19 protein-coding genes are annotated in these 23669 nt (G+C 44.3%); 15 read left to right on the top strand and 4 right to left on the bottom strand.

Translation table 11 applies throughout. The features are described 5' to 3' along the window. Nucleotides 1–37: 37 nt before the first annotated feature. Nucleotides 38–961 (top strand): AEC family transporter, encoded by a 924-nt coding sequence (locus tag L2729_RS08165; RefSeq protein ID WP_248987834.1) that lies wholly within the window; start codon nucleotides 38–40, stop codon nucleotides 959–961. Here the strand turns inward: L2729_RS08165 and L2729_RS08160 are convergent. Then, entirely contained in the window at nucleotides 956–2626 is a 1671-nt protein-coding gene (locus L2729_RS08160) for an FMN-binding glutamate synthase family protein (RefSeq protein WP_248987833.1), read from the bottom strand. The two genes, L2729_RS08165 and L2729_RS08160, sit on opposite strands and share 6 nt — an antisense overlap. 210 nt (nucleotides 2627–2836) lie before the next feature. Between L2729_RS08160 and L2729_RS08155 the strand changes: the two genes are divergently transcribed. Then, nucleotides 2837–3337, top strand: coding sequence for a GNAT family N-acetyltransferase (locus L2729_RS08155; protein ID WP_248987832.1), 501 nt, complete (start codon nucleotides 2837–2839; stop codon nucleotides 3335–3337). Nucleotides 3338–3460: 123 nt separating this feature from the next. Here the strand turns inward: L2729_RS08155 and fur are convergent, their stop codons facing one another. Beyond that, nucleotides 3461–3892 (bottom strand): ferric iron uptake transcriptional regulator, encoded by a 432-nt coding sequence (fur, locus tag L2729_RS08150; RefSeq protein WP_101091237.1) that lies wholly within the window; start codon nucleotides 3890–3892, stop codon nucleotides 3461–3463. A gap of 268 nt (nucleotides 3893–4160) precedes the next feature. Between fur and cobB the strand changes: the two genes are divergently transcribed. After that, nucleotides 4161–4895, top strand: coding sequence for a Sir2 family NAD+-dependent deacetylase (gene cobB, locus L2729_RS08145; protein WP_248987831.1), 735 nt, complete (start codon nucleotides 4161–4163; stop codon nucleotides 4893–4895). A 5-nt stretch (nucleotides 4896–4900) separates the two neighbouring features. After that, nucleotides 4901–5371 (top strand): AAA family ATPase, encoded by a 471-nt coding sequence (locus L2729_RS08140; protein ID WP_248987830.1) that lies wholly within the window; start codon nucleotides 4901–4903, stop codon nucleotides 5369–5371. Nucleotides 5372–5928: 557 nt separating this feature from the next. Here L2729_RS08140 and fusA read toward each other — a convergent pair. Then, nucleotides 5929–8022 carry an elongation factor G gene (fusA, locus tag L2729_RS08135; RefSeq protein WP_248987829.1) on the bottom strand — a complete coding sequence of 698 codons (2094 nt, stop codon included), beginning with the start codon at nucleotides 8020–8022 and terminating at the stop codon, nucleotides 5929–5931. A 1201-nt stretch (nucleotides 8023–9223) separates the two neighbouring features. On the opposite strand from fusA, the gene L2729_RS08130 reads away from it, so the two are divergent. Then, nucleotides 9224–10210: a M61 family metallopeptidase gene (locus L2729_RS08130; protein ID WP_248987828.1), complete on the top strand. Its 987-nt coding sequence runs from the start codon at nucleotides 9224–9226 to the stop codon at nucleotides 10208–10210. Between the two features lie 94 nt (nucleotides 10211–10304). Here the strand turns inward: L2729_RS08130 and bioA are convergent, their stop codons facing one another. Next, a complete protein-coding gene (gene bioA, locus L2729_RS08125; RefSeq protein ID WP_248987827.1) occupies nucleotides 10305–11669 on the bottom strand; it encodes an adenosylmethionine--8-amino-7-oxononanoate transaminase in 1365 nt (454 codons plus the stop codon). 245 nt (nucleotides 11670–11914) lie between these two features. Between bioA and bioB the strand changes: the two genes are divergently transcribed. The 10 genes from bioB to L2729_RS08075 all read left to right on the top strand — a co-directional run bounded on the left by bioB (nucleotide 11915) and on the right by L2729_RS08075 (nucleotide 23416). Beyond that, nucleotides 11915–12967, top strand: a complete 1053-nt coding sequence (gene bioB, locus L2729_RS08120) for a biotin synthase BioB (RefSeq protein ID WP_248987826.1) — start codon at nucleotides 11915–11917, stop codon at nucleotides 12965–12967. Nucleotides 12968–13088: 121 nt separating this feature from the next. Next, on the top strand, nucleotides 13089–14282 hold the full coding sequence (locus L2729_RS08115) for an 8-amino-7-oxononanoate synthase (RefSeq protein ID WP_248987825.1): 1194 nt from the start codon (nucleotides 13089–13091) through the stop codon (nucleotides 14280–14282). Between the two features lie 55 nt (nucleotides 14283–14337). Then, nucleotides 14338–15108, top strand: a complete 771-nt coding sequence (locus tag L2729_RS08110; protein WP_248987824.1) for a methyltransferase domain-containing protein — start codon at nucleotides 14338–14340, stop codon at nucleotides 15106–15108. Nucleotides 15109–15135: 27 nt separating this feature from the next. Beyond that, the gene (gene bioD / locus L2729_RS08105) at nucleotides 15136–15801 is read left to right on the top strand and encodes a dethiobiotin synthase (RefSeq protein ID WP_248987823.1); all 666 of its coding nucleotides are present in this window, start codon (nucleotides 15136–15138) and stop codon (nucleotides 15799–15801) included. A gap of 293 nt (nucleotides 15802–16094) precedes the next feature. Continuing rightward, nucleotides 16095–16958, top strand: coding sequence for a protease HtpX (gene htpX / locus L2729_RS08100; protein ID WP_101091122.1), 864 nt, complete (start codon nucleotides 16095–16097; stop codon nucleotides 16956–16958). A gap of 301 nt (nucleotides 16959–17259) precedes the next feature. After that, nucleotides 17260–17607, top strand: a complete 348-nt coding sequence (gene cctA, locus L2729_RS08095) for a tetraheme c-type cytochrome CctA (protein WP_248987822.1) — start codon at nucleotides 17260–17262, stop codon at nucleotides 17605–17607. A 381-nt stretch (nucleotides 17608–17988) separates the two neighbouring features. Then, nucleotides 17989–20778, top strand: coding sequence for a nitrate reductase (locus L2729_RS08090; RefSeq protein WP_346347758.1), 2790 nt, complete (start codon nucleotides 17989–17991; stop codon nucleotides 20776–20778). Further along, entirely contained in the window at nucleotides 20778–21674 is an 897-nt protein-coding gene (cobA, locus tag L2729_RS08085) for a uroporphyrinogen-III C-methyltransferase (RefSeq protein WP_248987820.1), read from the top strand. The genes L2729_RS08090 and cobA overlap by 1 nt, the downstream gene beginning before the upstream one ends. Then, complete coding sequence (locus L2729_RS08080) at nucleotides 21667–22878, top strand: glycosyl transferase (RefSeq protein ID WP_248987819.1); 1212 nt, start codon at nucleotides 21667–21669, stop codon at nucleotides 22876–22878. Before cobA ends, L2729_RS08080 begins: the two co-directional genes overlap by 8 nt. After that, a complete protein-coding gene (locus L2729_RS08075) occupies nucleotides 22856–23416 on the top strand; it encodes an ANTAR domain-containing response regulator (protein WP_248987818.1) in 561 nt (186 codons plus the stop codon). Before L2729_RS08080 ends, L2729_RS08075 begins: the two co-directional genes overlap by 23 nt. Nucleotides 23417–23669 lie beyond the last annotated feature (253 nt).

Below are 23669 nucleotides of genomic sequence, written 5' to 3'. Positions count from 1 at the left end.
GGTTACTAACGATTCTACAGGATGTTGTAAACAAAAAATGGTTATTATCTCAATCGTTTTCCCGCTAATTTTTATGGCTGTTTTAGGTTATGTATTAACCACTAAATCCGTTTTTTCTAAAGAACAAATTAGTGGTATTAGTTTGTTTACCTTCTATCTCAGCATACCTGCGTTTTTGTTTATTAATATGGTTCAAGCAGATCTTAGTAAGAGCTTTGATATTAAAGCCTTAGCCTGTTTTTACTTGCCTGTACTTGCAGCATATGGCATCGGCGTAGCGTTATATTGTTTCCTACGCAAAGGCCAAAGTAAGCTTATCGCTAATGCGTCTGCTTACGGTCTCGGATGCAGTTATTCAAATACAATCTTGGTCGGCCTGCCTATTATTGTGGGTGCGCTTGGACAAGAGATGATGGGAAATGTATTTGTAATCATTACATTTCATAGTGCATTACTGTTCTCTTTAACCTTCATGCTAGCGTTAAGGGAAGAGGGCGCTGGTGTTAAGTGTTGGCCTTTTATAAAAGGAATAGTGCTTAACCCGATAGTGATGAGTATTTCTTTAGGTTTACTGCTGAATATACTGCACATTCCGCTTTATGAAAATGTGGTTAATGGGATTAATTTACTTAGTCAGCCAGCGTTAGCTTGTGCACTTTTTGTGTTGGGTGCCAACCTGAGTTTTTATAAAATAGCTAAGGACTGGAAATTGGCATTGCTTGCTTCATTGGTTAAGTTATTAGTGCTCCCCGCGCTTGTTTATGCTTTGGGGTTATTATTTAAGTTGGAACAGCAACTGTTAGCGGTACTTGTATTGTTAAGTGCTTCACCTCTCGGTATCAATGCATATCTGGTCGCAATGCAAGTTAAGGCTCAACAAACAGTTATAGCCAGTACTGTGGTGCTTTCCACAGTACTGTGTGTATTTTCAATGAGCTTTTGGTTAGCGATTTTATTATGAGTGATTTACATTATTGCTCGCATGTCTAGAGCGAGAAAACTCCGCTGGCGATAGTACATAGGTATCTTCACTGTAAAAATCTTCGCTGCTTGCCATCCGCCACCAGTCTCTCCAAGGCCCCTCTATGGGTTTTTCATCGACCAAGTCATTTTCCTTTAAAGGCTCAATGAGACTGCCTACTGACATTAGTAGGCCATATGGGGTGCGTCTTTTTAGCATATGCGGCATGAGTTTGGCTGGATTATCTAACCCCATGGTACCGACCAGTTCAAAGAAGCTTTCAATGGTGTTGTTGTGGTAGTTTTTAACCCGTTCACTTTTTTCAACCACATTAACCGCCTTGCTTCTGGCGGGATCTTGTGTGGCAATGCCCGTCGGACACATGTTGTTATTACAATGACGAGATTGAATACAGCCAAGCGACATCATCATGGTGCGGGCTGCATTAACGGTATCCGCACCCATGGCAATTTTGGCTAACAAGTCGAAACTGGATGCTGTTTTACCCGAAGCGATAATATTAATTTTGTCTCTGAGTCCTGCGCCTATAAGCGCATTGTGAACAAAATATACGCCTTCGAGGCATACCATGCCCAGACGGTTAGAAAACTCGACGGGTGCGGCGCCAGTGCCACCCTCTGCGCCATCTACGGTGATGAAGTCGGGGGTTATCCCTGTTTCGATCATCGCTTTGCACAGCCCCAGAAATTCGACTGGATTACCCATGCATAGCTTGAATCCAACGGGTTTCCCTTCGCTTAATGTTCTGAGTTTGACGACAAAATTGAGCAGGGCCTTGGGCGTTGTGCATTCAGGGTTAACCGCGGGTGATACACAATCCCTGTCTTTGGGAATATGGCGTATAGCGGCAATTTCATCAGTGATTTTCGCTGCGGGTAAAACGCCACCATGTCCGGGTTTTGCACCTTGTGAGAGCTTTATCTCAATCATCTTTATCTGTGGTCGAGTTGCCATGGCACTGAAGGTGTCTGGGTTAAAGTTACCTTCATCATCACGGCATCCAAATAATCCTGAGCCAATCTGCCAAACGATATCACCATGATGTTTCAAGTGGTAAGGACTAACACTACCTTCACCTGTATTGTGGTAACAGCCCGCTTTTAGGGCGCCCAAGTTTAACGCTTCAATAGCATTGGCACTAAGAGAGCCAAAGCTCATTGCTGATATGTTTAAGTAGGAGGCATCGTAGGGTTTTAAGCAGTCTGGCCCACCAAAGCGAACACGTTTAGCCTCTGCAACCACATGCAGAGGGTGTAATGACTGCCAGAGGCTTAAATAATTATCTTCTAAAAGGTCGCGCTGAGTACCAAAAGCAATGGTGTCACGTACATTTTTAGCTCTTTGATACACTAGTGAGCGCTGCTCGCGGTTAAAAGGTTTCTCTTCAGTGTCATTGGCAATAAAATATTGTTGAATTTCGACACGATAGGATTCAAGGAAGTATCGAATATGCGCCACAACAGGGTATAAACGATTTAAAGTATGTTTGCTGTGGTACATATCAAAATAACCAACAGCGGTATAGCTGAGCGTAAACAGCAGTAATAATATCGTCCCCACACCTACTTGGCTGAGGGCAAAGTTAATGGCGAACAAATTTCCAAAGGAAGCGATAATCCAAAAGAATTTTTGCATGATGGTCATAATTGTTCCTTACTATTATACAGCAGATAAGTCTCAGTGATATTGAAAGCCATTATTGCAATTTAGGCAAACTTGTTTTAATACTTTCTAATTTAAACAGAAACTGGGTATATTAATAGCAATAATCGTCAATGAGTCGCGAATACAGATAGGCATACAAAGCTGAATCAGTCGTATGTTGCAGTGATGTGCAATACCAAGGAGTTCAAAGTGATAATCGCAGAAACGGAACGGCTAATCTTACGCAGGTTTGAGTCTAAAGATATTAAAGCTATTTTTTTACTTAATAGTATTCCGGAAATTCTCACCTATATACCGGGTGCGCCGATGACGAACATTTCTCAGGCTGAACAGATTTTCGAAAATATGATATTGAAAAATTATGAACAGTTTGGCTATGGCCGTTGGGCCGTAGAGCATAAGGCCGACGGTAAAGTTATCGGTTTTTGTGGGCCGAAATATATCGACGAGTTTGATGAAGTGGAGCTGGGATACCGTTACTTACCCGCTTATTGGGGGCAAGGGATCGGAGGCGAGGCTGGCAGTGCCGCACTATCAAAATTCGTAGATTACGGTGTCAAAGAAGCGATTGCATTGATTTTGATCGGTAATAAAGGCTCTGAGGGGGTCGCTAAAAAGTTAGGTATGACAGAACGTGGTAGAGACAAATTTATGGGGCATAAAGTCAACGTCTTTCACAAACATCTCTAATATCGATAACCCATTTACTCACCTACAGTGATTTCAATTCCCGCGGAATGAGCATCTATATAGTGGAATGGGGATAAAACAAAAAAACCAGCATTAAGCTGGTTTTTGTTTTTTTAATTTCTTTTACGCTTCGCCGTGCTCGCAGTTGTCGTTAGTGCAAACACCATAAAGGTATAAACTGTGGTTTGTCAGTTTAATATTGTGCTTCATCGCGATTTCATCTTGACGCTGCTCAATCATATCGTCTGAGAATTCGAACACTTTGCCACAAGTTAAACAAACTAGATGGTCATGATGATGCTGGGTAGCAAGTTCAAATACTGCTTTGCCGCTTTCAAAGTGGTGGCGGGTAACAATGCCAGCATCGTCAAACTGATTGAGAACTCGATAAACAGTTGCTAATCCAATTTCTTCACCCAATACGAGCAGTTTTTTATAGAGATCTTCAGCACTGATGTGTTGACTCTCTGGCGCTTGCATCAATTCTAAAATTTTGACTCGTGGTAAGGTTACTTTCAAACCCGCTTTCTTTAGCGCTTGATTTCCATCTGTCATTATTGGTCTCTTGATTGCAGAACGGCCTGATAACACGAGCCAGTTCATATGTGGGTATGCAATCCATTATATGTGCACAATTAGAAAACTTAAACCTTTGATCTATCAATAAGCCATCTATTGTAGATAAAAGCGATAAAGCCGATATAAAACAAGCAATTTAAGCATACTTTTTGTATTGTTATTACTGTTTATACTAACGCCTAATGTGAAAAGGGTTGTTAACTAGGCAAAATGGAAATAATAAAACTAAGAAATAGGATTGTAGATGTACCAGCAGATAGTGATACTAACCGGAGCAGGGATCTCCGCAGAATCTGGATTACGTACTTTTCGAGATCAAGATGGTTTATGGGAAGAGCACAAGATTGAAGAGGTTGCCACACCTGAAGGTTATGAGAATGACCCGCTGCTCGTTGAAAAATTTTATAATGAGCGCTGGCAACAGTTTCATAATGGGTCCATTGAGCCTAACGCAGGTCATTTAGCCCTGGCCAAATTAGAAAGTGAATTCGATGGTAAGTTGCTCGTCGTAACACAGAACATTGATGATTTGCATGAGAGAGCGGGATCAAAGCGTTTATTGCATATGCATGGCGAGCTTTCAAAAGGACGTTGTCCGCGTTCCAGACAAACCTTTCTGCTTAGAGAGCCTTTTGGCCCAGATCATACTTGTACCTGCTGTATTCCAGCGCAAAGGCTCAGGCCTCATGTTGTTTGGTTTGGAGAGATGCCAATAGGCCTCGATAGAATTCAACATGCATTGGATACATGCGATCTGTTTATTGCCATTGGCACTTCAGGCTCGGTTTATCCCGCAGCGGGTTTTGTCGATACCGCTAATCATCATGGTGCTCAAACGATTGATGTTAATTTATTGCCTGCAGATCGCCACAGTCAATTTCAGTATCATTTAGAGGGTAAAGCCAGTGAGGTTTTACCCAAATTAGTTGAACAGATCCTTCAAGGTAAAGTTCTTAATGATCAGTTACAAGTAGGGTAGCGTCAATGCGTGAACAAATTGATACTCCGAGGCAGGCGATTATAATGCGTGGACTGCCTGGTAGTGGTAAAAGTTACTGGGTGTCGCAGTTTGTCGAGGCTAAAGTTCAGCAGATGGAGTTGAGCGGCACGCCCGCTCAAGTCGAGGTTTTTTCAACCGACCAGTACTTTTGTCAAAACGGTATTTATCAGTTTAATGTGAAATTGTTGTCCAAATATCACCAATTAAACCTGACAGCCTTTATTGAAGCGATGTCGGATGGTGTAGCGTTTGTTATTTGTGATAACACCAATCTAGCATTGTGGGAGTTTAAGGCATATCAAGCTGCTGCAGTAGCGTTAGGGTACGAGGTTCGCATACAGCAAATGGGTGTTCCTACAGATTTAGAACACCAATTAATGTGCGCAAAACGCAATCGTCATCATGTTCCACTCAATAGTATCAAACGCATGGGATCAGTGTTTGAAGCCCACTAATTATTAGGCTGCTTAGCTTTCACTATTACGCAAAACGTCATTATGGTAAATGGCGTATCAGCCATAATGGGGCCAATCTTACCGCTCAGCACTGTTGCGAATCCATCGTTCATCACGATTTGCAAGGTATCCTCGACTGCACAATATTGTCACCACAGCGTAAACCTTCAACATGCTCTAGTTTAGCACAGGCCCTGCTTTACACTTGTCTGGCATAACACCATCTGCTGTCTCTCTGAACTTGAATTAGTTATCTGCTAACACGTGGCGGTGTGAGTGTTTTGATTGAATAAGTAGATTGTAAACCGAGAGGGCATATTAACAGGGGCTAGGGCAAGGTGAGTCGATTTTAGCATTGTAAGATAACAGAGACTTTGCGTCTAAGCCCTGAATAAATACGTGCGTTAGATTATTAAAAACAATGGCATTATTGTAAGTCAAAGATAAAGATGATTAAAATGACCATATATGTGAGTCAATAAAAAAGCCTATAGATTTTCATCTATAGGCTTTTATTAAAGTGTAAAACTCCTAGGAGCAATAACTATGATTAATAGTTACTTCTTAGCTTCAGCAGCTTTTCTTTCTCTAACATCAGCGATAACTTTCTCAGCAATGTTGTTTGGACACTGACTGTAGTGAGAGAACTCCATAGAGAACTGACCACGGCCTGATGTCATAGTACGTAGTGTACTGATGTAACCAAACATTTCTGATAACGCTACGTCAGCCTTGATGCGAACGCCTGAAACGCCAGCCATTTGGTCTTTAATCATGCCACGACGACGGTTAAGGTCACCAATAACATCACCAACATGGTCATCTGGAGTGAACACGTCAACAGCCATGATTGGCTCAAGAAGCTTAGGATCTGCCTTTGGAATTGACTGACGGAAAGCACCTTTAGCAGCGATTTCGAACGCGATAGCTGACGAGTCAACTGCGTGGAAAGCACCATCTATAAGTTCTAGTTCAACGTCAAGCACAGGGAAACCAGCGATAGTACCGGTACCCATTAAGCTCTTGAAGCCTTTTTCAACGGCTGGCCAGAATTCTTTCGGTACGTTACCACCAACAACTTTAGAGGTAAATGTTAAACCAGTGTTGGCTTCGCCTGGACGGATGATGTAATCGATCTTACCGAACTGACCAGAACCACCAGACTGCTTCTTGTGGGTGTAGCTATCTTCAACAACCTGAGTGATAGTTTCACGGTATGCCACTTGAGGCTCACCAACAACGAGGTCAACACCGTAGGTACGGCTAAGGATATCAACCTTAATGTCTAGGTGAAGCTCGCCCATGCCTCTAAGGATGGTTTCGCCTGAATCGTCATCAGTTTCAACGCGGAAAGTAGGATCTTCTGCAATCATCTTACCGATAGCAACACCCATCTTCTCACTGCCACCTTTGTCTTTCGGCTTAACAGAGATAGAGATAACTGGCTCTGGGAATACCATAGCTTCTAGAGTACAAGGGTGCTTAGGATCACAAATAGTGTGACCAGTTTGCACGTTCTTCATACCTACGATAGCAATGATGTCACCAGCTTGTGCTGAAGATAACTCGTTACGCTCATCGGCTTGCATCTCAACCATACGACCAACACGCTCAGTTTTACCTGTGAACGAGTTAAGGATGGTGTCACCCTTGTTAAGTGTACCTGAGTAAATACGTACGAAGGTTAGTGCACCAAAACGGTCATCCATGATCTTGAATGCTAATGCTCTAAGTGGCTCATCGGCAGATACGATAGCGAATTCACCATTTGGCTCGCCTTCTTCGTCGGTAAGCGGCTGTGGATCAACTTCCTGTGGAGCTGGTAAGTAATCAACAACGGCGTCAAGCAGAAGCTGCATACCTTTGTTCTTGAAAGCAGAACCACAGTATGTTGGGAAGAATTCTATCTTACGAGTACCGGTACGGATACAACGCTTGATGTCTTCCATAGATGGCTCTACGCCTTCCATGTATGCTTCTAATAGGTCATCGTCTTGCTCAAGAGCAGTTTCGATTAGCATTTCACGGTATTCTTCTACAAGGTCAACCATGTCAGCAGGAATTTCTTCAATCTTGTAGTTTTCAGCTTGTCCGGTTTCGTCCCATATCCAAGCCTTACGAGTCAGCAGATCAACCAGACCTGTGAACTCATCTTCGATACCGATAGGAAGTACCATGATGATCGGGTTAGCACCCAGAACATCTTTAGTTTGCTTAACAACACGTAGGAAGTCAGCACCCATACGGTCTAATTTGTTGACGAAGATGATACGTGCAACTTCTGATTCGTTAGCATAACGCCAGTTAGTTTCTGATTGTGGTTCAACACCACCAGAACCACAGAATACGCCAATACCGCCATCAAGAACCTTAAGAGAACGATATACTTCTACAGTGAAGTCAACGTGGCCAGGGGTGTCAATAACGTTGAAACGGTGGCCGTCCCAAAAACAACTAACAGCAGCAGACTGAATGGTAATACCACGCTCAGCTTCCTGTTCCATGAAGTCAGTTGTTGATTCGCCATCATGAACTTCACCGATCTTATGGATTTTGCCGGTAAGCTTAAGGATACGCTCAGTTGTGGTGGTCTTACCCGCGTCAACGTGAGCAAAGATACCAATGTTTCTGTACTTTGATAAATCAGTCATTTTTCTACTCTATTGGAGTTACGTTCTAAAATTCCGCGCAAGTATAGCAATACTTTCCCATTTATTTTATTCATTTTTATCATTCAGGGGCATATTTCGCGAAATATCATGAAAAAATCACATTTTTTGACCTAAAAGGGCTCAGGGCAATGTTTCACAATGCTCCGCTTGGTAGATGGGGTTGCTCGATTATTGTACAGAGAACTAAAAATACAGTGACAAGCTAACGAATATTGCAGACCGCGCGGATCCAATAAACGAAGAGGATTCGCGGTGCTTTGGTACACTTCCAACGGTTATTCCAACGGCAATGTCAGTTGCAATAGTGAGTTCGAAAAATAGCCGTTAGCTGATGTCGAAGCCTAACAACCCGCATTTGATATATTGGCATTCAGTATTAATGTTAAATGCTAAATAAATAACATGAAAAGTGCGTGCTTCGGGTCTATTGAACCTACTTCAATGTAGAACGGACTCAACGACTCATGATTGCTCTTACCTTAATCGCATCGCTAATCGATTGAGCTTTAAAAAGAAATGCACCTATTTGTGATTGTAACACTGCTAACTTTCAATGATTGGCACACGCTTTTCGTGCACTAGCAGGATAAGCGGATGTTGTAAATAACACGTGAAATCTTTGGCTTATCTACTCATCTTACGTTGAGCCCGCTAGAGCAAGCGTTTCGATTCACTGAGGTCAGCAGAGCCGCTGGCAAAATCGGTTTATGAACATAAATTGCCCCGCGAAGATGTTGTTGCGAGTGCGAAGGTGCAAGGTGTTACCGCTAATGTATAGCGTGCCTTAGTCCAACAACAAGCCGAAACTCACACTGTTACTGATGATGGGCAGTCAAACGGCGATCATTAAAGAGCACGTCTATAATGCGTTAACATCAGCGCTAGAAGTGGCCCTTATGGGCTAAAGCGTAACCAAATATTTAGCACGGTTAGCGCTGGAATCGACGATTTTGAACGCTTGGGGTAGGCAAATCCAAATAGAGTGACTGAGCGACGCGGAAAGCCCGTGGCGAAAATATCGCTGACTCAATGGCACCCAACGCCACCAGAGCCACATTTTGTTGGCGTCGAAACCGTTCATGCTTTGTTACAGTCCTTTGCACAATAATTTGTCCCTTTTGCACTAGCATTACGTAATCCACCTGATTAGCTGAAAACTAAATAGAGTAAGGGATAGAATATGAAGGTAAAAGGGATGGTTTTTGCTATTGGCGGTCAACTCAAGTCGGTTAACTTTAGTGGCCTCATTAGCAGGCTCTTGCTTGGCTTCGCGATGGTATTCATTCTGCTGCTAGTGCCTTTAGATGCTTATAGTAAAGCTGAACGTGATACCACTGAGGTTTTGATTCAGCAATCTCATATCGAAAAAGCACAGCTACAGAAGATGAAGCACTGGCTTGAAAATGGCGTAAAAGTGGTTGAACTGACGTTAGGCCCAATGCCTGCCGACAGATTGAATGTCGAATTGGTTAAAAAATCATTTGCGAGTGAACCCGTCCCTTTTGCTCAAGTCATCCGGGGTGATCCCAATAAAGTTAAGCTGCAAGTTAATCCAACTTGGCCTTTGCAAAACTTTGTTGATGACTGGACCTTATATCATGAGTTATCACACCTATATCTTCCCTACCTGAACTATTCAGCGTTTTGGCTCAATGAAGGCTTTGCCACCTATATGCAGAATGTCAGCATGCTAAATGGTGGGGTGATTGATAAAAAGACATTCATGAACAAGGTGCTGTCTGGGTTAGAGAGGGGACGTAAAAACACGTTATCAAAACCGGGGAAACTAAGCGATATTTCCGCCGACATGTGGCGTCAGCACGCCTATATGCGGGTGTATTGGACCGGTGCAGCCTTTTTTGTTGAGGTTGACTTACTGCTGATGCAACAAGGAGGCAGTTTAGCGGCGGTGGTCGAAAAATACAGTCAGTGTTGTTTGGCACAAGAGAGTACGGGTGAAGCATTGATGCAGCAGTTAGATGCTATTGCTAATACTCGCTTATTTTATCAAACGTACCGCCGTTATATCGATAGACAGGATTTCCCAGTGATTAAAGCTGAGCAGCTGCAACGATTAGCACGGTATTATTCGTCACAAGGCAATCTACTAAGGCATTTACCAGAGCGTTCGCAAGCCCATTTAAAAGATGGTTCATTACAGAATTGAGTTTTAAACATTAAATCTTTAAAGCGATAAAAATATGAGCTAAGAAGATAATGCAACGCCAACGGCGATTACCGTCAGCGAGTTTATAGTTGTCCTAACCGTGACTGATAAACGCCTGTTTATCATCAGATAGCTCAATTTGGCTAGCGACGGTTTTCATCGCAGTTGTGAGCTTAGATAACTGCGAGGCTGAGATGGTATAGGGCGGCATGATGTAGATGAGATTGGAGAAAGGTCGGATCCAAACGCCTAAATCAACAAATTGCTGCTGAAGCTCAGCAGTATTCAATGTCGAATTCATCTCCAATACACCAACGGCACCGAGCACTCTGACATTCACAACGTTGCTATATGCCTTGGCGTCAGCAAGTTCAGATTTCATCTGTGACTCAATACTTGATACCTGCGCTTGCCACTGTTGTTGGTTTATCAGTTCAAGACTGGCGATGGCTGCAGAGCAAGCGAGAGGATTGCCCATAAAAGTAGGACCATGCATGAAAACGCCTGCAGGGGAGTCGCTAACACCTTTGGCGACCTTATCACTACACATTGTTGCAGCAAGTGATACATAGCCACCCGTGAGCGCTTTACCCAAACACAAAATGTCGGCTTCAATATTGGCGTGTTCATAGGCAAATAATTTGCCTGTACGGCCAAATCCAGTGGCGATTTCATCTAAAATGAGCAACACATCGTATTTGTCACATAAACGGCGTAATGCGGCTAAATACTCAGGGTGATAAAAACGCATGCCACCGGCCCCCTGCATGATGGGTTCTATCAATACCGCCGCAATCTGTTGGTGATTGTTTTCAAACATGTCACTAATAGAGACCAACTCTTCAGGATCGAACGTATCCCCGAAGCAAGAGGTTGGCGCGGGGGCAAACAACTGCTTGGTCACCAGCTCGCCAAACATGGTATGCATACCGCCGTCAGGATCGCAGACGCTCATCGCGGCAAAAGTATCGCCATGATAACCGCTCTTGACCGTAAGGATTTTCTGTTTATCGGGTTTGGCTTTACCTTGCCAATATTGCAGTGCCATTTTCATTGAAACTTCAACTGCGATAGAGCCTGAATCGGCTAGAAACACCTTTGTAAGGCGTTCACTGGTCATATTCACAAGCATTCTTGCCAGTTCAACCGCAGGGCGATGGGTGATACCGCCAAACATCACATGGCTTAACTGCTGCGTCTGCTGTTGCATCGCGGCCACTATTTTTGGATGGCTATAACCATGAACACAGGCCCACCACGAACTGGTGCCATCGATTAGCTTGTCACCATTTTGCAATGTGAGTTCGACCCCTTCAGCGCTGACCACACCAAAAGCCGGCAAGGCATTTTCCATTGACGTATAAGGGTGCCAAAGATGGTTCTTATCAAATTCTAGATCAATAGTTTGATCGGCCGATGGCTCGATTAGTTGTGTGGTTGAGTGCTTTTTTATGTTCATAATTTAACCGCTGGTAAACCTTTTAAACTGGTTGGCGTTGACAGGTTAAGGCTTGTAGGTATCCTAGGCAAGATAAATAATAACTAGATCACGCGATGCCTGTGGCTTATGTTACTGCTTAGTAAGGATATAATTTATAACCCTTACTTTTCCCTGTACATTTATTAGCTCAGTAATTATAAACACAGCGTTAGTATTGATACCAAAGCACGTTTTTTAATGAGTGTGGTAGAAAAGGATTAAGTATGTCTGAAGTACAAGTGAGAAATAACTGGCAACGCGAAGAGATAGAAGCCTTGTTTGCGTTACCTATGAATGATTTGTTGTTTCAGGCGCATAGCGTACATCGCCAAGAGTTTGATCCCAATGAGGTTCAAATCAGCCGTTTACTCTCTATAAAAACTGGTGCTTGCCCGGAAGATTGTAAGTATTGTCCGCAAAGTGCTCGTTATGACACGGGTTTAGAAAAAGAACGTTTAGTCGCAATGGAAACGGTCTTAACTGAAGCGCGCAGCGCAAAAGCGGCAGGCGCTTCACGTTTTTGTATGGGGGCTGCTTGGCGTAATCCTAAAGAGCGCGACATGCCTTATCTAAAGACCATGGTTGAAGAGGTTAAAGCTTTAGGCATGGAAACGTGCATGACGCTAGGCATGCTTTCATCCGATCAAGCGGGCGAATTAGCCGATGCTGGCCTGGATTATTACAACCATAATTTAGACACTTCACCTGAATATTATGGTGAAGTCATCACTACCCGCACTTACCAAAATCGACTAGACACGCTATCAAATGTGCGAGCTTCAGGAATGAAAGTTTGCTCAGGCGGCATTGTGGGGATGGGCGAGAAGGCAACCGATAGAGCAGGGCTACTGCAGCAGTTAGCCAATCTAGAGCAGCACCCCGATTCAGTACCGATTAACATGTTGGTTAAAGTCGAAGGCACGCCATTTGAGAATATTGAAGATTTAGATCCGCTTGTGTTTGTGCGGACTATCGCCGTGGCGCGTATTATCATGCCCAAATCTCGTGTACGTTTGTCAGCTGGTCGTGAAAACATGTCTGATGAATTACAAGCCATGTGCTTCTTTGCGGGGGCAAACTCAATCTTCTACGGCTGTAAGCTACTTACCACGGCAAACCCTGAAGAAAATGATGATATGAGTTTGTTTAAACGTTTAGGTTTGCACCCAGAGCAGGGCGTGGCAGCAACCAAAGAGCAAGATAAAGCCATGCTGGCTAAAGCTGCAGCACAGCAAGATAAAAAATCCTCAGCATTTTACGATGCAGCAGCGCTTTAATTTCCCGTAAAACAATATCAGGCGCTAACATTCATTTTTAGCGCCTCGTTTGGCTAACGTATTGATATGTTTTTATTATACTATGAGTACTTGGGTTCCGCTTTTCAATTGAGTCGAGTTAATGTCTGACGCTGCTGATCGAAATACAACACAGCCTTCACTGCAATCGAGAGTCATCGATAAAAATCGTGAACTCGATAATAAAGGACTGTTGAGAAAGAGAGTTAAGGTTATCCTTGATACTGAACATGCTAATTGCTTTGAAGTCGATGATTTACCTTACATAAATTTTAGCAGTAATGACTACTTAGGCTTGTCGAGGTCTGCAAATGTCATCGATGCGCTGCATAAAGGCGCGCAGGATTATGGTGTTGGCGGCACATCGTCTCCGTTGGTCACTGGCTATAATCAAGCCCACCAACAATTGGAGCAAGTCCTTTGCCAAGCAACAGGCCACGAAGCCGCATTGCTATTTTGCTCCGGTTTTAGCGCCAATAATGCCTTAATGAAAAGCCTGTTTAACGACAACGACACCGTACTGGCTGATAAACTGGTACACGCCTCGGTGATTGATGGATTACAAGAGAGTGGCGCTGTTATAAAGCGTTTTCTGCATAATGATTTAGCATCAGCAAACACCCATTTTGAGCGTCATGCTCCCTGCGCTTTATTAACCGAAAGCGTCTTTAGCATGGATGGCGACATTGCGCCTTTGGCTGAGTTATCGGCGCTGTGTCGACAGTATAATGCGTGGCTTATTGTTGATGATGCACATGGCTTTGGCATTATCGGCGACAAGGGGCTTGGCGCCAGCACACTTGCCGGCGATATTCATATCGATGCGCAGATAGTCACTTTTGGAAAAGCACTCGGCGGCCAGGGCGCAGCCATTTTAGGAAGCCGTGAGTTAATCGACTACCTCGTGGCCAATGCCCGTCATTATATCTATTCGACGGCGTTGTCTCCAGCCATGGCTTGCGCTGTTTGCGCTGCAGTAGAAGCAATTATCGAGCGTCCCTCACTCAATGAACAGCTGCAGCAGAACATTGATTGTTTTATAGAAGCATGTAAAACAAAAGATATCACTTTAACGGGCTCAACCACCGCGATTCAACCGATTATTATCGGTGACAGTGCGAGAACCCTTGCGATAGCAAAACGATTGAAAGAGCATGGTTTTTGGGTTGGCGCAATAAGACCCCCCACGGTAACTCAGGGAAGTGCCAGACTCCGAATAACCATAACAGCAGAGCATTGCGCAGAAGATATCAACGCATTTGTCGCCGTACTTGCTGATATTTTACAAGATGATTAAAGCGCTTGTTTATCAGTATGATTTTAATCTCTCATAGCGTTTAGGATCCAATGTCGTGAAAACAGGGGTAAACCAGTTAAAAAGTGATGTCGCTCATCGGTTCTCCGCGGCGGCATCTTCATACCATTCACATGATGTTTTACAGCGAATGGCAGCTCAGTATTTGTTCGAGAAAATGTCGCCTACTCAACCCTTACTCGATCTTGGTTGCGGCCCCGGAACCTCATTTACACGTTTTAATCATATCGAAGATGTTATCTGTGTCGACATAGCACAGGGAATGCTGCGCACGCTGAAACAAGATTTTCCAGATTACAAGGCGCTGTGTGGTGATGCGCAAAACTTACCCTTGTTGGATGATTCAATAGCGACGGTTTATTCCAATGTGGCACTGCAGTGGTGTAGCAATCTGCCACTTGCGGTAGCAGAAGCCAATAGAGTCCTTAACGTGGGGGGGGAGTTTAATGCGAGTATTGTGGCCGAAAATAGTCTGTACCAACTGTCAGATCTTCGCTTAAACGTTAACCGATTTAAAAGTGAGCGAACGATACAAGACTGCTTTAATGAAGATGTTTGGAGCATTGAGCATATAGAGACGCGTGCTATCACGGTCTATTTTGATGACTTTAAGTCGTTACTTCAGTCCATTAAAGGTGTTGGTGCATCTACCGTTGAGGTTAAAAGTCAGCTTAATCAAGCTCACGTCACATTGAGAGGGCGAGGCGATTGGCAAAAATTGCTTAATAAGGCAGAGTTAAGCCGCGGCCCGCAAGGGCTTCCTTTGACTTATAATATCAGTTTTATCAAAGCGAGAAAGACGCGTTAATAAAGGCTGAAAAACCTTGGAGTATGCATGACTTATTTTGTAACCGGGACTGACACCGACTGCGGTAAAACGTTAGTGTCTTCAGCATTGTTAACAGCAGTAAAGGGAGAAACGGTTGGGTTTAAACCTGTAGCGTCAGGTTGTGAGCAAACTGAACAGGGTCTTAGAAACAGCGATGCACTAGCGCTGATGGCGGCATCAAGCATAAAGCTTCCTTATGACGACGTTAATCCGTTTGCTTTTTTACCGGCCATTGCACCGCATATCGCAGCAAGTGAACAAAATATTTTGCTGTCACCGAAAAAGATCCAAGCCCAACTCAATATGGCGCAATATTTAGGGGCTGACTTTGCACTTGTCGAAGGAGCGGGTGGTTGGCGTTTGCCATTAGGCGATGGTCACTTCATGTCTGAAGTAGTGCAAGCGATGCAACTGCCGGTGATATTAGTGGTTGGCATGAAACTAGGATGCCTAAATCATGCGTTGTTGACTGCAGAAGCGATTGAGCGAGATGGCCTTGTTATTGCGGGCTGGGTTGCAAATCAAGTTGACGCTAACATGGCTAATCAACAAGATAACCTAGCGGCATTACAACAGATGATGTCAGCACCGTTTCTTGGCCATATTCCCTATATCGATAACGCCACAGCAGCAGAAGCTGCGTTGCACCTTGATGTAACACTGCTCGCTTAGGCATTGAACTCCTCGCTATTTTAGCCCTTTAAATGATGTTAAATTGTTCATTTTATTAAGGGCTATCCCTCTGTTAAAAAAGATTAATCTTCTTATCCTCCTATTCAGTAGCGATTTAAGATTAGATTAATAAAAACGGCATAAACTCGCAGCTCCTGATAAATAAAGCGGATCGTCTAAGATAAACGCAGTTGAACTGTTTTTTCCTTAGCGTCCCTTGAAATTCCAACTTTCGGACATATTATGTCTTTAAGAGTGTTTATCTGGAACGTATGAATCCTACAGGAGCTTAAATGAAGCGTATATTTTTACTGATTGCTACCAATATGGCGATCTTATTAGTGGCATCAATCGTGATGTCTATTTTGGGTGTGAATACTTCAACCATGGGCGGACTGTTAGTCTTCGCTGCTATTTTTGGTTTTGGTGGTGCATTTATCAGCTTGGCTATCTCTAAGTGGATGGCAAAGAAAACCATGGGTTGTGAAGTCATTACAACGCCTCGTGATAATACCGAGCGTTGGCTCGTTGAGACGGTTACGCGCCAAGCGGAGCAAGCTGGGATTAAAATGCCTGAAGTGGCTATTTATCAATCACCAGAATTCAATGCTTTTGCAACGGGTCCGAGTAAAAACAACTCGTTAGTCGCCGTCAGTAGTGGTTTACTTTATGGCATGAATCATGATGAGATTGAAGCGGTTCTCGCTCATGAAATCAGCCACGTTGCTAACGGTGATATGGTGACGCTGACGCTTATTCAAGGGGTGGTTAATACCTTTGTGATTTTTGCAGCTCGAGTGGTTGCAGGCATTATCAACAATTTTGTGTCTAGCAATGATGAAGAGGGTGAAGGCCTTGGTATGTTCGCCTATATGGGCGTTGTTTTTGTGCTCGATATGCTGTTCGGTATCTTGGCATCAATGATAGTGGCGTACTTCTCTCGTATTCGTGAGTTTAGAGCTGATGAAGGCGGTGCTAAATTGGCCGGTAAAGCGAAGATGATTGCTGCGCTCGACAGGCTTCGTCAAGGCCCGGAGACAGGCGCTATGCCAGCTCAGATGTCAGCACTTGGTATCAATGGTAAGAAATCAATGTCTGAATTATTGATGAGCCATCCACCACTTGAGAAACGTATTGCGGCTCTAAGAGCAAGTTAATTCATGTTTCACTAATAAAGCCGATTCGGAGGTTCAACTTCCGGATCGTGTTTTTACTACTCAAAATCAAGATGATAATTGAACGCTTTTGGGCTTTCATAGCGCAAGTGAGCCGTATAATTTGATGGAGCGCACGTTTTGCTATTTACCACAATGATATGATCTTCAAACTAAATTAGTTGCGAATTTGTCATTCCTTAGCTAAATTAAGCTAAGTCGTGCTAATAATATTGATCGCAAGATGGAAACAAACCTGACTGATAGCGTTTCCACTATGCGGACATTAAATGAGGATACAATTGTGAGCAAAAAACTATTAAGTGCAATCTTTGGTGCGGCTATCGCAGCGCTAGCATTATCTCCTGCTGTTTTCGCTGAAGGCCAAGAACTGGCTGAAATGCATGCAGAAATGGACGGCTGTGAAGCATGTCACGAAGACGGTTCTCCATCTGCAGATGGCGAGTACGAATTTGAGCAATGCCAATCTTGTCACGGTACATTAGACGAGATGGACGCTGTTCATCAACCACACGATGGCATGTTGATGTGTGCTGATTGTCATGCACCTCACGAAATGAACGTGGGTGATAAGCCAACATGTGACAGCTGTCATGATGATGGCCGTACGGCAGAGTCAATACTTAAGTAACCTAAACCGTTACCGATAAAAGCCAGCTTAGCGCTGGTTTTTTTGTGCCCAAAATTTGAGATTGATGTTTTTTAATCGATGTCAGGCGTTAATAGTTCCTCAATAGGGCCCCCTGATTCTTTTCCGTTGATTCGTCCTCTTTTTGTTATTTGTCTATAGTTTTAAATCCGCTAACTTCTTAATCACTAATAGATCTTTATGGTTACCCCACTGTTTTTTATCAATAGATTGCGTGATTTTAGTGCGTGAAGATGCACTCATGTAGCACATTAGATGAGTGCATCTGAGTTTGCTTTACTTATTTTATATATAAAACATGTGGTTATGCGTTGGCATAGGATTTGCGAAGTGATAGGCATGAGTTAACACTAATATTGAGAGATGCTAATGATGCCAAGCTGTAAAACAACCTGTGCATACTGTGGCGTTGGCTGCGGAGTTACAGTGAATAATCTTATCGAAACAGACTGCATCAGTTTTTCGCACCACCGCACGCTGACGGTTTCTGGTGATAGTGAACATTCGGCTAATTGGGGAGACTTATGCGGTAAGGGACTTGCATTAATCGATAGTTTAAACATTCCGAATAAATTACTGTACCCACGCCGAAGAAACCGCTCAGGTTTAGAGGCCGGCGATCAAAACATTAGCTGGTCTGCTGCGACAGCAGAAATAGCGAAAAATTTTAAAGATACCATCGCGGAGCACGGAGTCGATTCTGTCGCTTTCTACCTTTCAGGTCAGTTACTGACCGAAGACTATTATGTTGCCAATAAGCTTGCCAAAGGGTTTATGGGTACCGCAAATGTTGATACTAACTCCAGATTATGCATGTCCTCAGCGGTAAGTGCCCATATACGTGCTTTTGGAGAAGATGTGGTTCCTGGTTGTTATGAAGATCTGCAACTTGCTGATGTTGTGGTATTAGTCGGTGCTAATACCGCTTGGACCCATCCGGTTCTATTTAAAAAAATCCTCGCTGCTAGAGCAAAGCGTGGTACTAAAATTGTTGTAATCGATCCACGGCTTACCGCCACAGCGTCGCAAGCGGATCTACATTTGCAACTCACTCCAGGCTCAGATCTGCACTTATTTAATGGTTTACTCTGTTCCCTTGCCGATAAAGGCCAATTGAATGAGGACTATATACATCGTCATACCGAAGGCTTTGAACAAGCGCTTCATAGTGCGCGACAAGGTGGTGACACACTGGATAAGATTGCCGACGTCACCGGGCTTGAAGCAGATAAGATTGAATTTTTTTACGCACTTTACCAACAAAGCCATAAAGTGGTTACTGCCAGTAGCCAAGGTGTTAATCAGTCAACCTCTGGCACTAACACTGCTAATGCGATTATTAACTGTCACTTGGCGCGAGGTGATATCGGTCAAGTTGGTTGTGGCCCCTTATCATTAACGGGGCAACCCAATGCAATGGGAGGTCGTGAAGTGGGCGGTCTGGCAACCCAGCTAGCCTGTCACCTTGGCTTTTCGGAGCCCGAGCGGCAGTTAGTGGGAGACTTTTGGCAGACATCAGCGCTGCCAAAATCCAAAGGGTTAACCGCCACAGAGATGTTTGCCAATATGGCAAAGGGTAAAATAAAGGCGGTGTGGATCTTGGGCACCAACCCGGCGGTTTCAATGCCTGATACCCAGTTGGTCAAACAGGCGTTACAGCAGTGTGAGTATGTGGTGGTATCAGATATCACAGCAGACACAGATACCGCTCAATATGCCGACATGTTACTCCCGGCGCAGGGTTGGTCAGAAAAGTCAGGCACGGTCAGCAACAGTGAGCGAACCATTAGCCGTCAACGCGGCTTTATTGAGCCTCAAGGAGAGTCAAAAGCAGATTGGTGGGCGCTGTGTGAAGTTGCCAAGCAGCTTGGGTTTAATGATGAGTTTGCATTCAAAGACAGTGCGGAAATCTTTAATGAGTACGCTAATCTCACCGTCAAAGTGCAGCAACACTACCCTGAAAAACAATTATCCCTCGCAGGTTTATCAGCTCTATCCGCTGAGCAATATCAACAACTAATACCCACCCAATGGCCCGTTGAACATGTCGATGCGATTGGCCAAAAAAATATGCGCTTATTTACCCAAGGTCAGTTTGCCACTGACAGTGGTAAAGCTCACTTTGTAGAGACTCGATTGTCTCAAGCAAACAGTAACCAAGCCGTGATTGACCATCATTCCTTAAGCCAAAACCGAGTGCGCTTAAACAGCGGTCGTAGTCGCGATCAATGGCACACAATGACGAGAACGGGGCATATTGAGCAACTGGCAGCCTCTAATTATCAACCGGAATTGATGCTTGATGTGCACACTCTGAATAAGCATGGGCTAGAGGCTGGTGGGCTAGTGGCCATTAAAACCGATAATCTAGTGGAGCCGCTTATCGCTCGAGCGGTGATTGATGAATCACTATTGCAAGATACGGCGTTTCTTGCAATGCATTGGTCATCGCAATTTAGCAAAAGCGGTGGCGTCAATAAGGTGATTACCGCTCAAGTTGATCCTTTTTCAAAACAACCCGGTTTTAAAAATCAATGGGTTGAATTGCAACATCAGCAGGTGGCGCAGCAAGGGATCGAGTGGGGGCAGACGCTAATCGATCCTCAGCAACTCTGTTGGGATGTAAAGCAGCAGCTCCGTGGTGGGGTTTGCCGCCATATTGCGGCAACATCGAGCTTTACCTCTGAGATGATGGAGCTTGAACATCACAGTGAGGAAAATCTAAATTCATTGTCTTACCGCCGCATTATGCATTGGCGCGATCAAGACAAACAGATCTACTGCATCCTCAGCCAAGGTAGCCTCAAAAGCGTACTTATCACATGTGAGCAAGCGTTAGACATTGATGTTAACGCGATTCAATCATTCATCAATACTCCTTTTGATACGAAATTTATTAAACACTTACACCAGGTTTTACGTGCAGGCAGCAGCAAAGTGGTCTGCGCCTGTACTGGCGTGACCGAAAATGAAATTGAGCAGCAGATGCGGGTGAGTTTTGACGGTGGCGCGACAACTACGGCGTTGATTGTCGACGCGGTGCAGCAAACGCTCAAATGCAGTGCTGTGTGTGGCAGCTGCTTAAATCAAGTGAATGAGTTTGCCGATTCCGTTATTGCAGAAAAACAGAAGCTAAAGCAGGAGGTTGCATAATGAAACTCGATCATATTGGCAAGTTAACGCGATCAATAAAGCAATCAAATAGTGACTTAGTGTTGGCAAAGCTACTGCAGCTCAACGACGCCACGGGTAAAGATGACCCCAATACCGTGACGATAGTAGGGGCGGGCTGTGGTGATATCGACATGTTAACAATTAAGGCAGCCAGAGCGATTGCAGCAGCAGAAGCGATCGTCTATGACAATTTGGTGAGTAAAGATATTTTGCAGTTAGCCGCTGATGATTGCGACATGTATTACATGGGTAAAGGTTTTGGAAAACCCAGTACAACGCAACAGCAAATAAACCTAAAACTGCTGCAGTTAAGCCAACAAGGTAAAGTGGTTATTCGACTTAAGGGCGGCGATCCTAATGTGTTTGGTAGAGGCGCTGAAGAGGCCCTCTTTTTGGCTGAAAACGGCGTTAAAAGCCATTTTGTTGCTGGAGTGACTGCCGCGTTAGGCTGCGCTGCTGGTGCGGGGATCCCCTTGACGCATAGAAAGGTTGCGCGCTCGGTGACTTTTGTGACCGGACATCTTTGTGATGACACTGCAAGAGAGTGGGCGGGATTGTTAGCGGCAAAAAGCACCCTGGTTTTCTATATGGGAAAAGAGAGCGCGGCTGACATCGCCCATGGTTTACTGCAGGCGGGAGCTAAACTCGCTTTGCCTGTGGCCTTTATTAGCAATGGTGCCCGCGATAATCAATCGATAATGACCACCTCAGTGCAAGATATGGTGGATGTTGCGTTGAGTATCAACGTCGACGGTCCAACGCTTTTAATCGTGGGAGAGGTGGTTGGCATAGGGCAAGAGCTAGCGCAATGCTTGGCTGCTTGTGATATCACCAGCGATGTTAAAAGTGATGCATTTGAGCGTGCATATGGATAGTCACAATAATCTGCTCACTGGAGTGACGGACCCCGCAGAATATCGACAGCTTATTAAAACGCTTGGCCGAGGTAAAAAAGGTTCTCGTTCATTGACGTTAGTGGAAAGCTTTCAGTTGGTTCGTGGTTTTTACGACAACATTGGCACTGTTACCCAGCTTAGTGTGGCGTTAATGTTAATGCGCGTAAAAGGTGAGACCGCAGAAGAGGTTGCGGGGGCGGCACTTGCTCTGCGCTCTACGGTCGATAATCAATGGCAGCAACTTCAGGTCGATATTGACTGGCCCTGTTATGGCGCAAAGCGAGATCAGCTCCCTTATTTACTGCTGAGCGCCAAACTGTTGGCTGGTAATGGGTTTAAGATATTATTGCACGGCGATAATAGGGTGTTGCCCCATCGGCAACACATTGCGGGTTTCGTTGACGCAGTAGGGATCACCAGTGTTACTTCAGCGGCAGAAGCGGAAGTGGCATTAACATCAACAGGGATCTGTTATGTCAACGCCGATGTATTGTCCCCCTTAGTGAATTCGTTTACGGATATTCATCAGGAAATTGGCCTTAGAAGTCTTTATCAAAGTGCCATCCGTTGTATCAACCCTACGGGGGCAAGGCTCAGTCTTAGAAGTTATTTTCATCCGGGCCTAGATGATATTCATTTGAACGTGGCCAAGTTAATGGCTGAAAATTCGCAAGCGCTACGTAAAACGAATGTGGCGATATTTAAAGGCTATCAAGGAGAGTGCGAGTTAAACCCCAGATCGAGCACCAGAATCAATGTTTTCAAGCATGAAGGCCTTGCCCAGATTGAGATGACAACTCAACTCAATGCTTTAATAGGCCGTAAGGCGCAAGCGGCAGAGCTTCAGGCGCAGTGGTTAACCGCACTTTGGCATGGTGAGTCGTTGGGCGGCGATAGTCATGGCATTTGTATTCGCACTAGTACTAGCACTAATACTAGTACTAGCACTCGTAATTCAACCGAGTCTCTTCGGGCTCACAGCGCGATTATGACCAATGTCATGGCGATACTGATGTTAACTGATCTGTCCCTCAGCATTGATAGCGCTAAGAGGTTGGCGGGTGAATACTGGATGAATAGACATTCCCACTTTATGACTCAAGCTGCGATAGGTACTTTTAAGCCGTATCAATCGCTTATAACCCATTCGGAGGTGGCTAATGCGCATACTGAATCTATATGACATGACGGATCATGAGCCGCTATTAAACAGTGCCATCAACCGCAACCATGAGCTAATAAAATTTAACACGCTATCGGAATTAGAACGTTTTTCGCTAAAAACGGATAGCGATATTGTGCTTCTATGCGTTGACTCAATGACGGCGATGCACGTCCAGTTCATTGAACGAGTCATGATGTTTGCAGCGGTGCCGCTGATTATTACCTCAAGGCGTGCAGAGCCCTCGCAAATAGCGGCACTATTACAATGTGGACGAGTGACCTATATCCCGCAGCAATTTAATTTTGCACGTCTAGATAAAATTATAGAGCTCGCGTTGATACGCTTTAAAACAGCAAATCAATTGCATAATAAGCTGGCGGAACTTGAGCGAAGCCTAGAAGAGCAAAAACAAGTGCGTGTCGCCAAACATCAGCTACAACACATTGGCTTATCTGAGCAAGATGCACATAAGGCACTACAGCAACAAGCTATGAGCAGTGGTTTGCGCTTGACTGAAGTTGCTACTCAGCTTGGTAATCAGCCATCGAGCCGTTAAATTGCACCCAAATCAGCACCAGGTAACCACAATGGTGCAATGGCAGTGTGGCACATATCGAAATGCGTTGGCCTGGTTTTTAACTTTAAGATTAAAGTTAACAGTAACAGCACTTTAGGTTCGTCGGTAGGCAATGTGTAAACTGGCATACTCTCTGCAACATATAAATAGAACAGATAATAGCAGTATAGAAAACTAACAATTTTAATTTTTGGCAAAGGCGCCATCTCCTGCAAGGGAGATTGGCGCCTTT

Origin of the sequence: Shewanella gelidimarina, from assembly GCF_023283945.1 — a bacterium.
Classification (GTDB): Bacteria; Pseudomonadota; Gammaproteobacteria; order Enterobacterales; family Shewanellaceae; genus Shewanella; species Shewanella gelidimarina.
The sequence above is the reverse complement of the archived record's forward strand: the minus strand, read 5'-3'. Positions and strand labels throughout refer to the sequence as shown.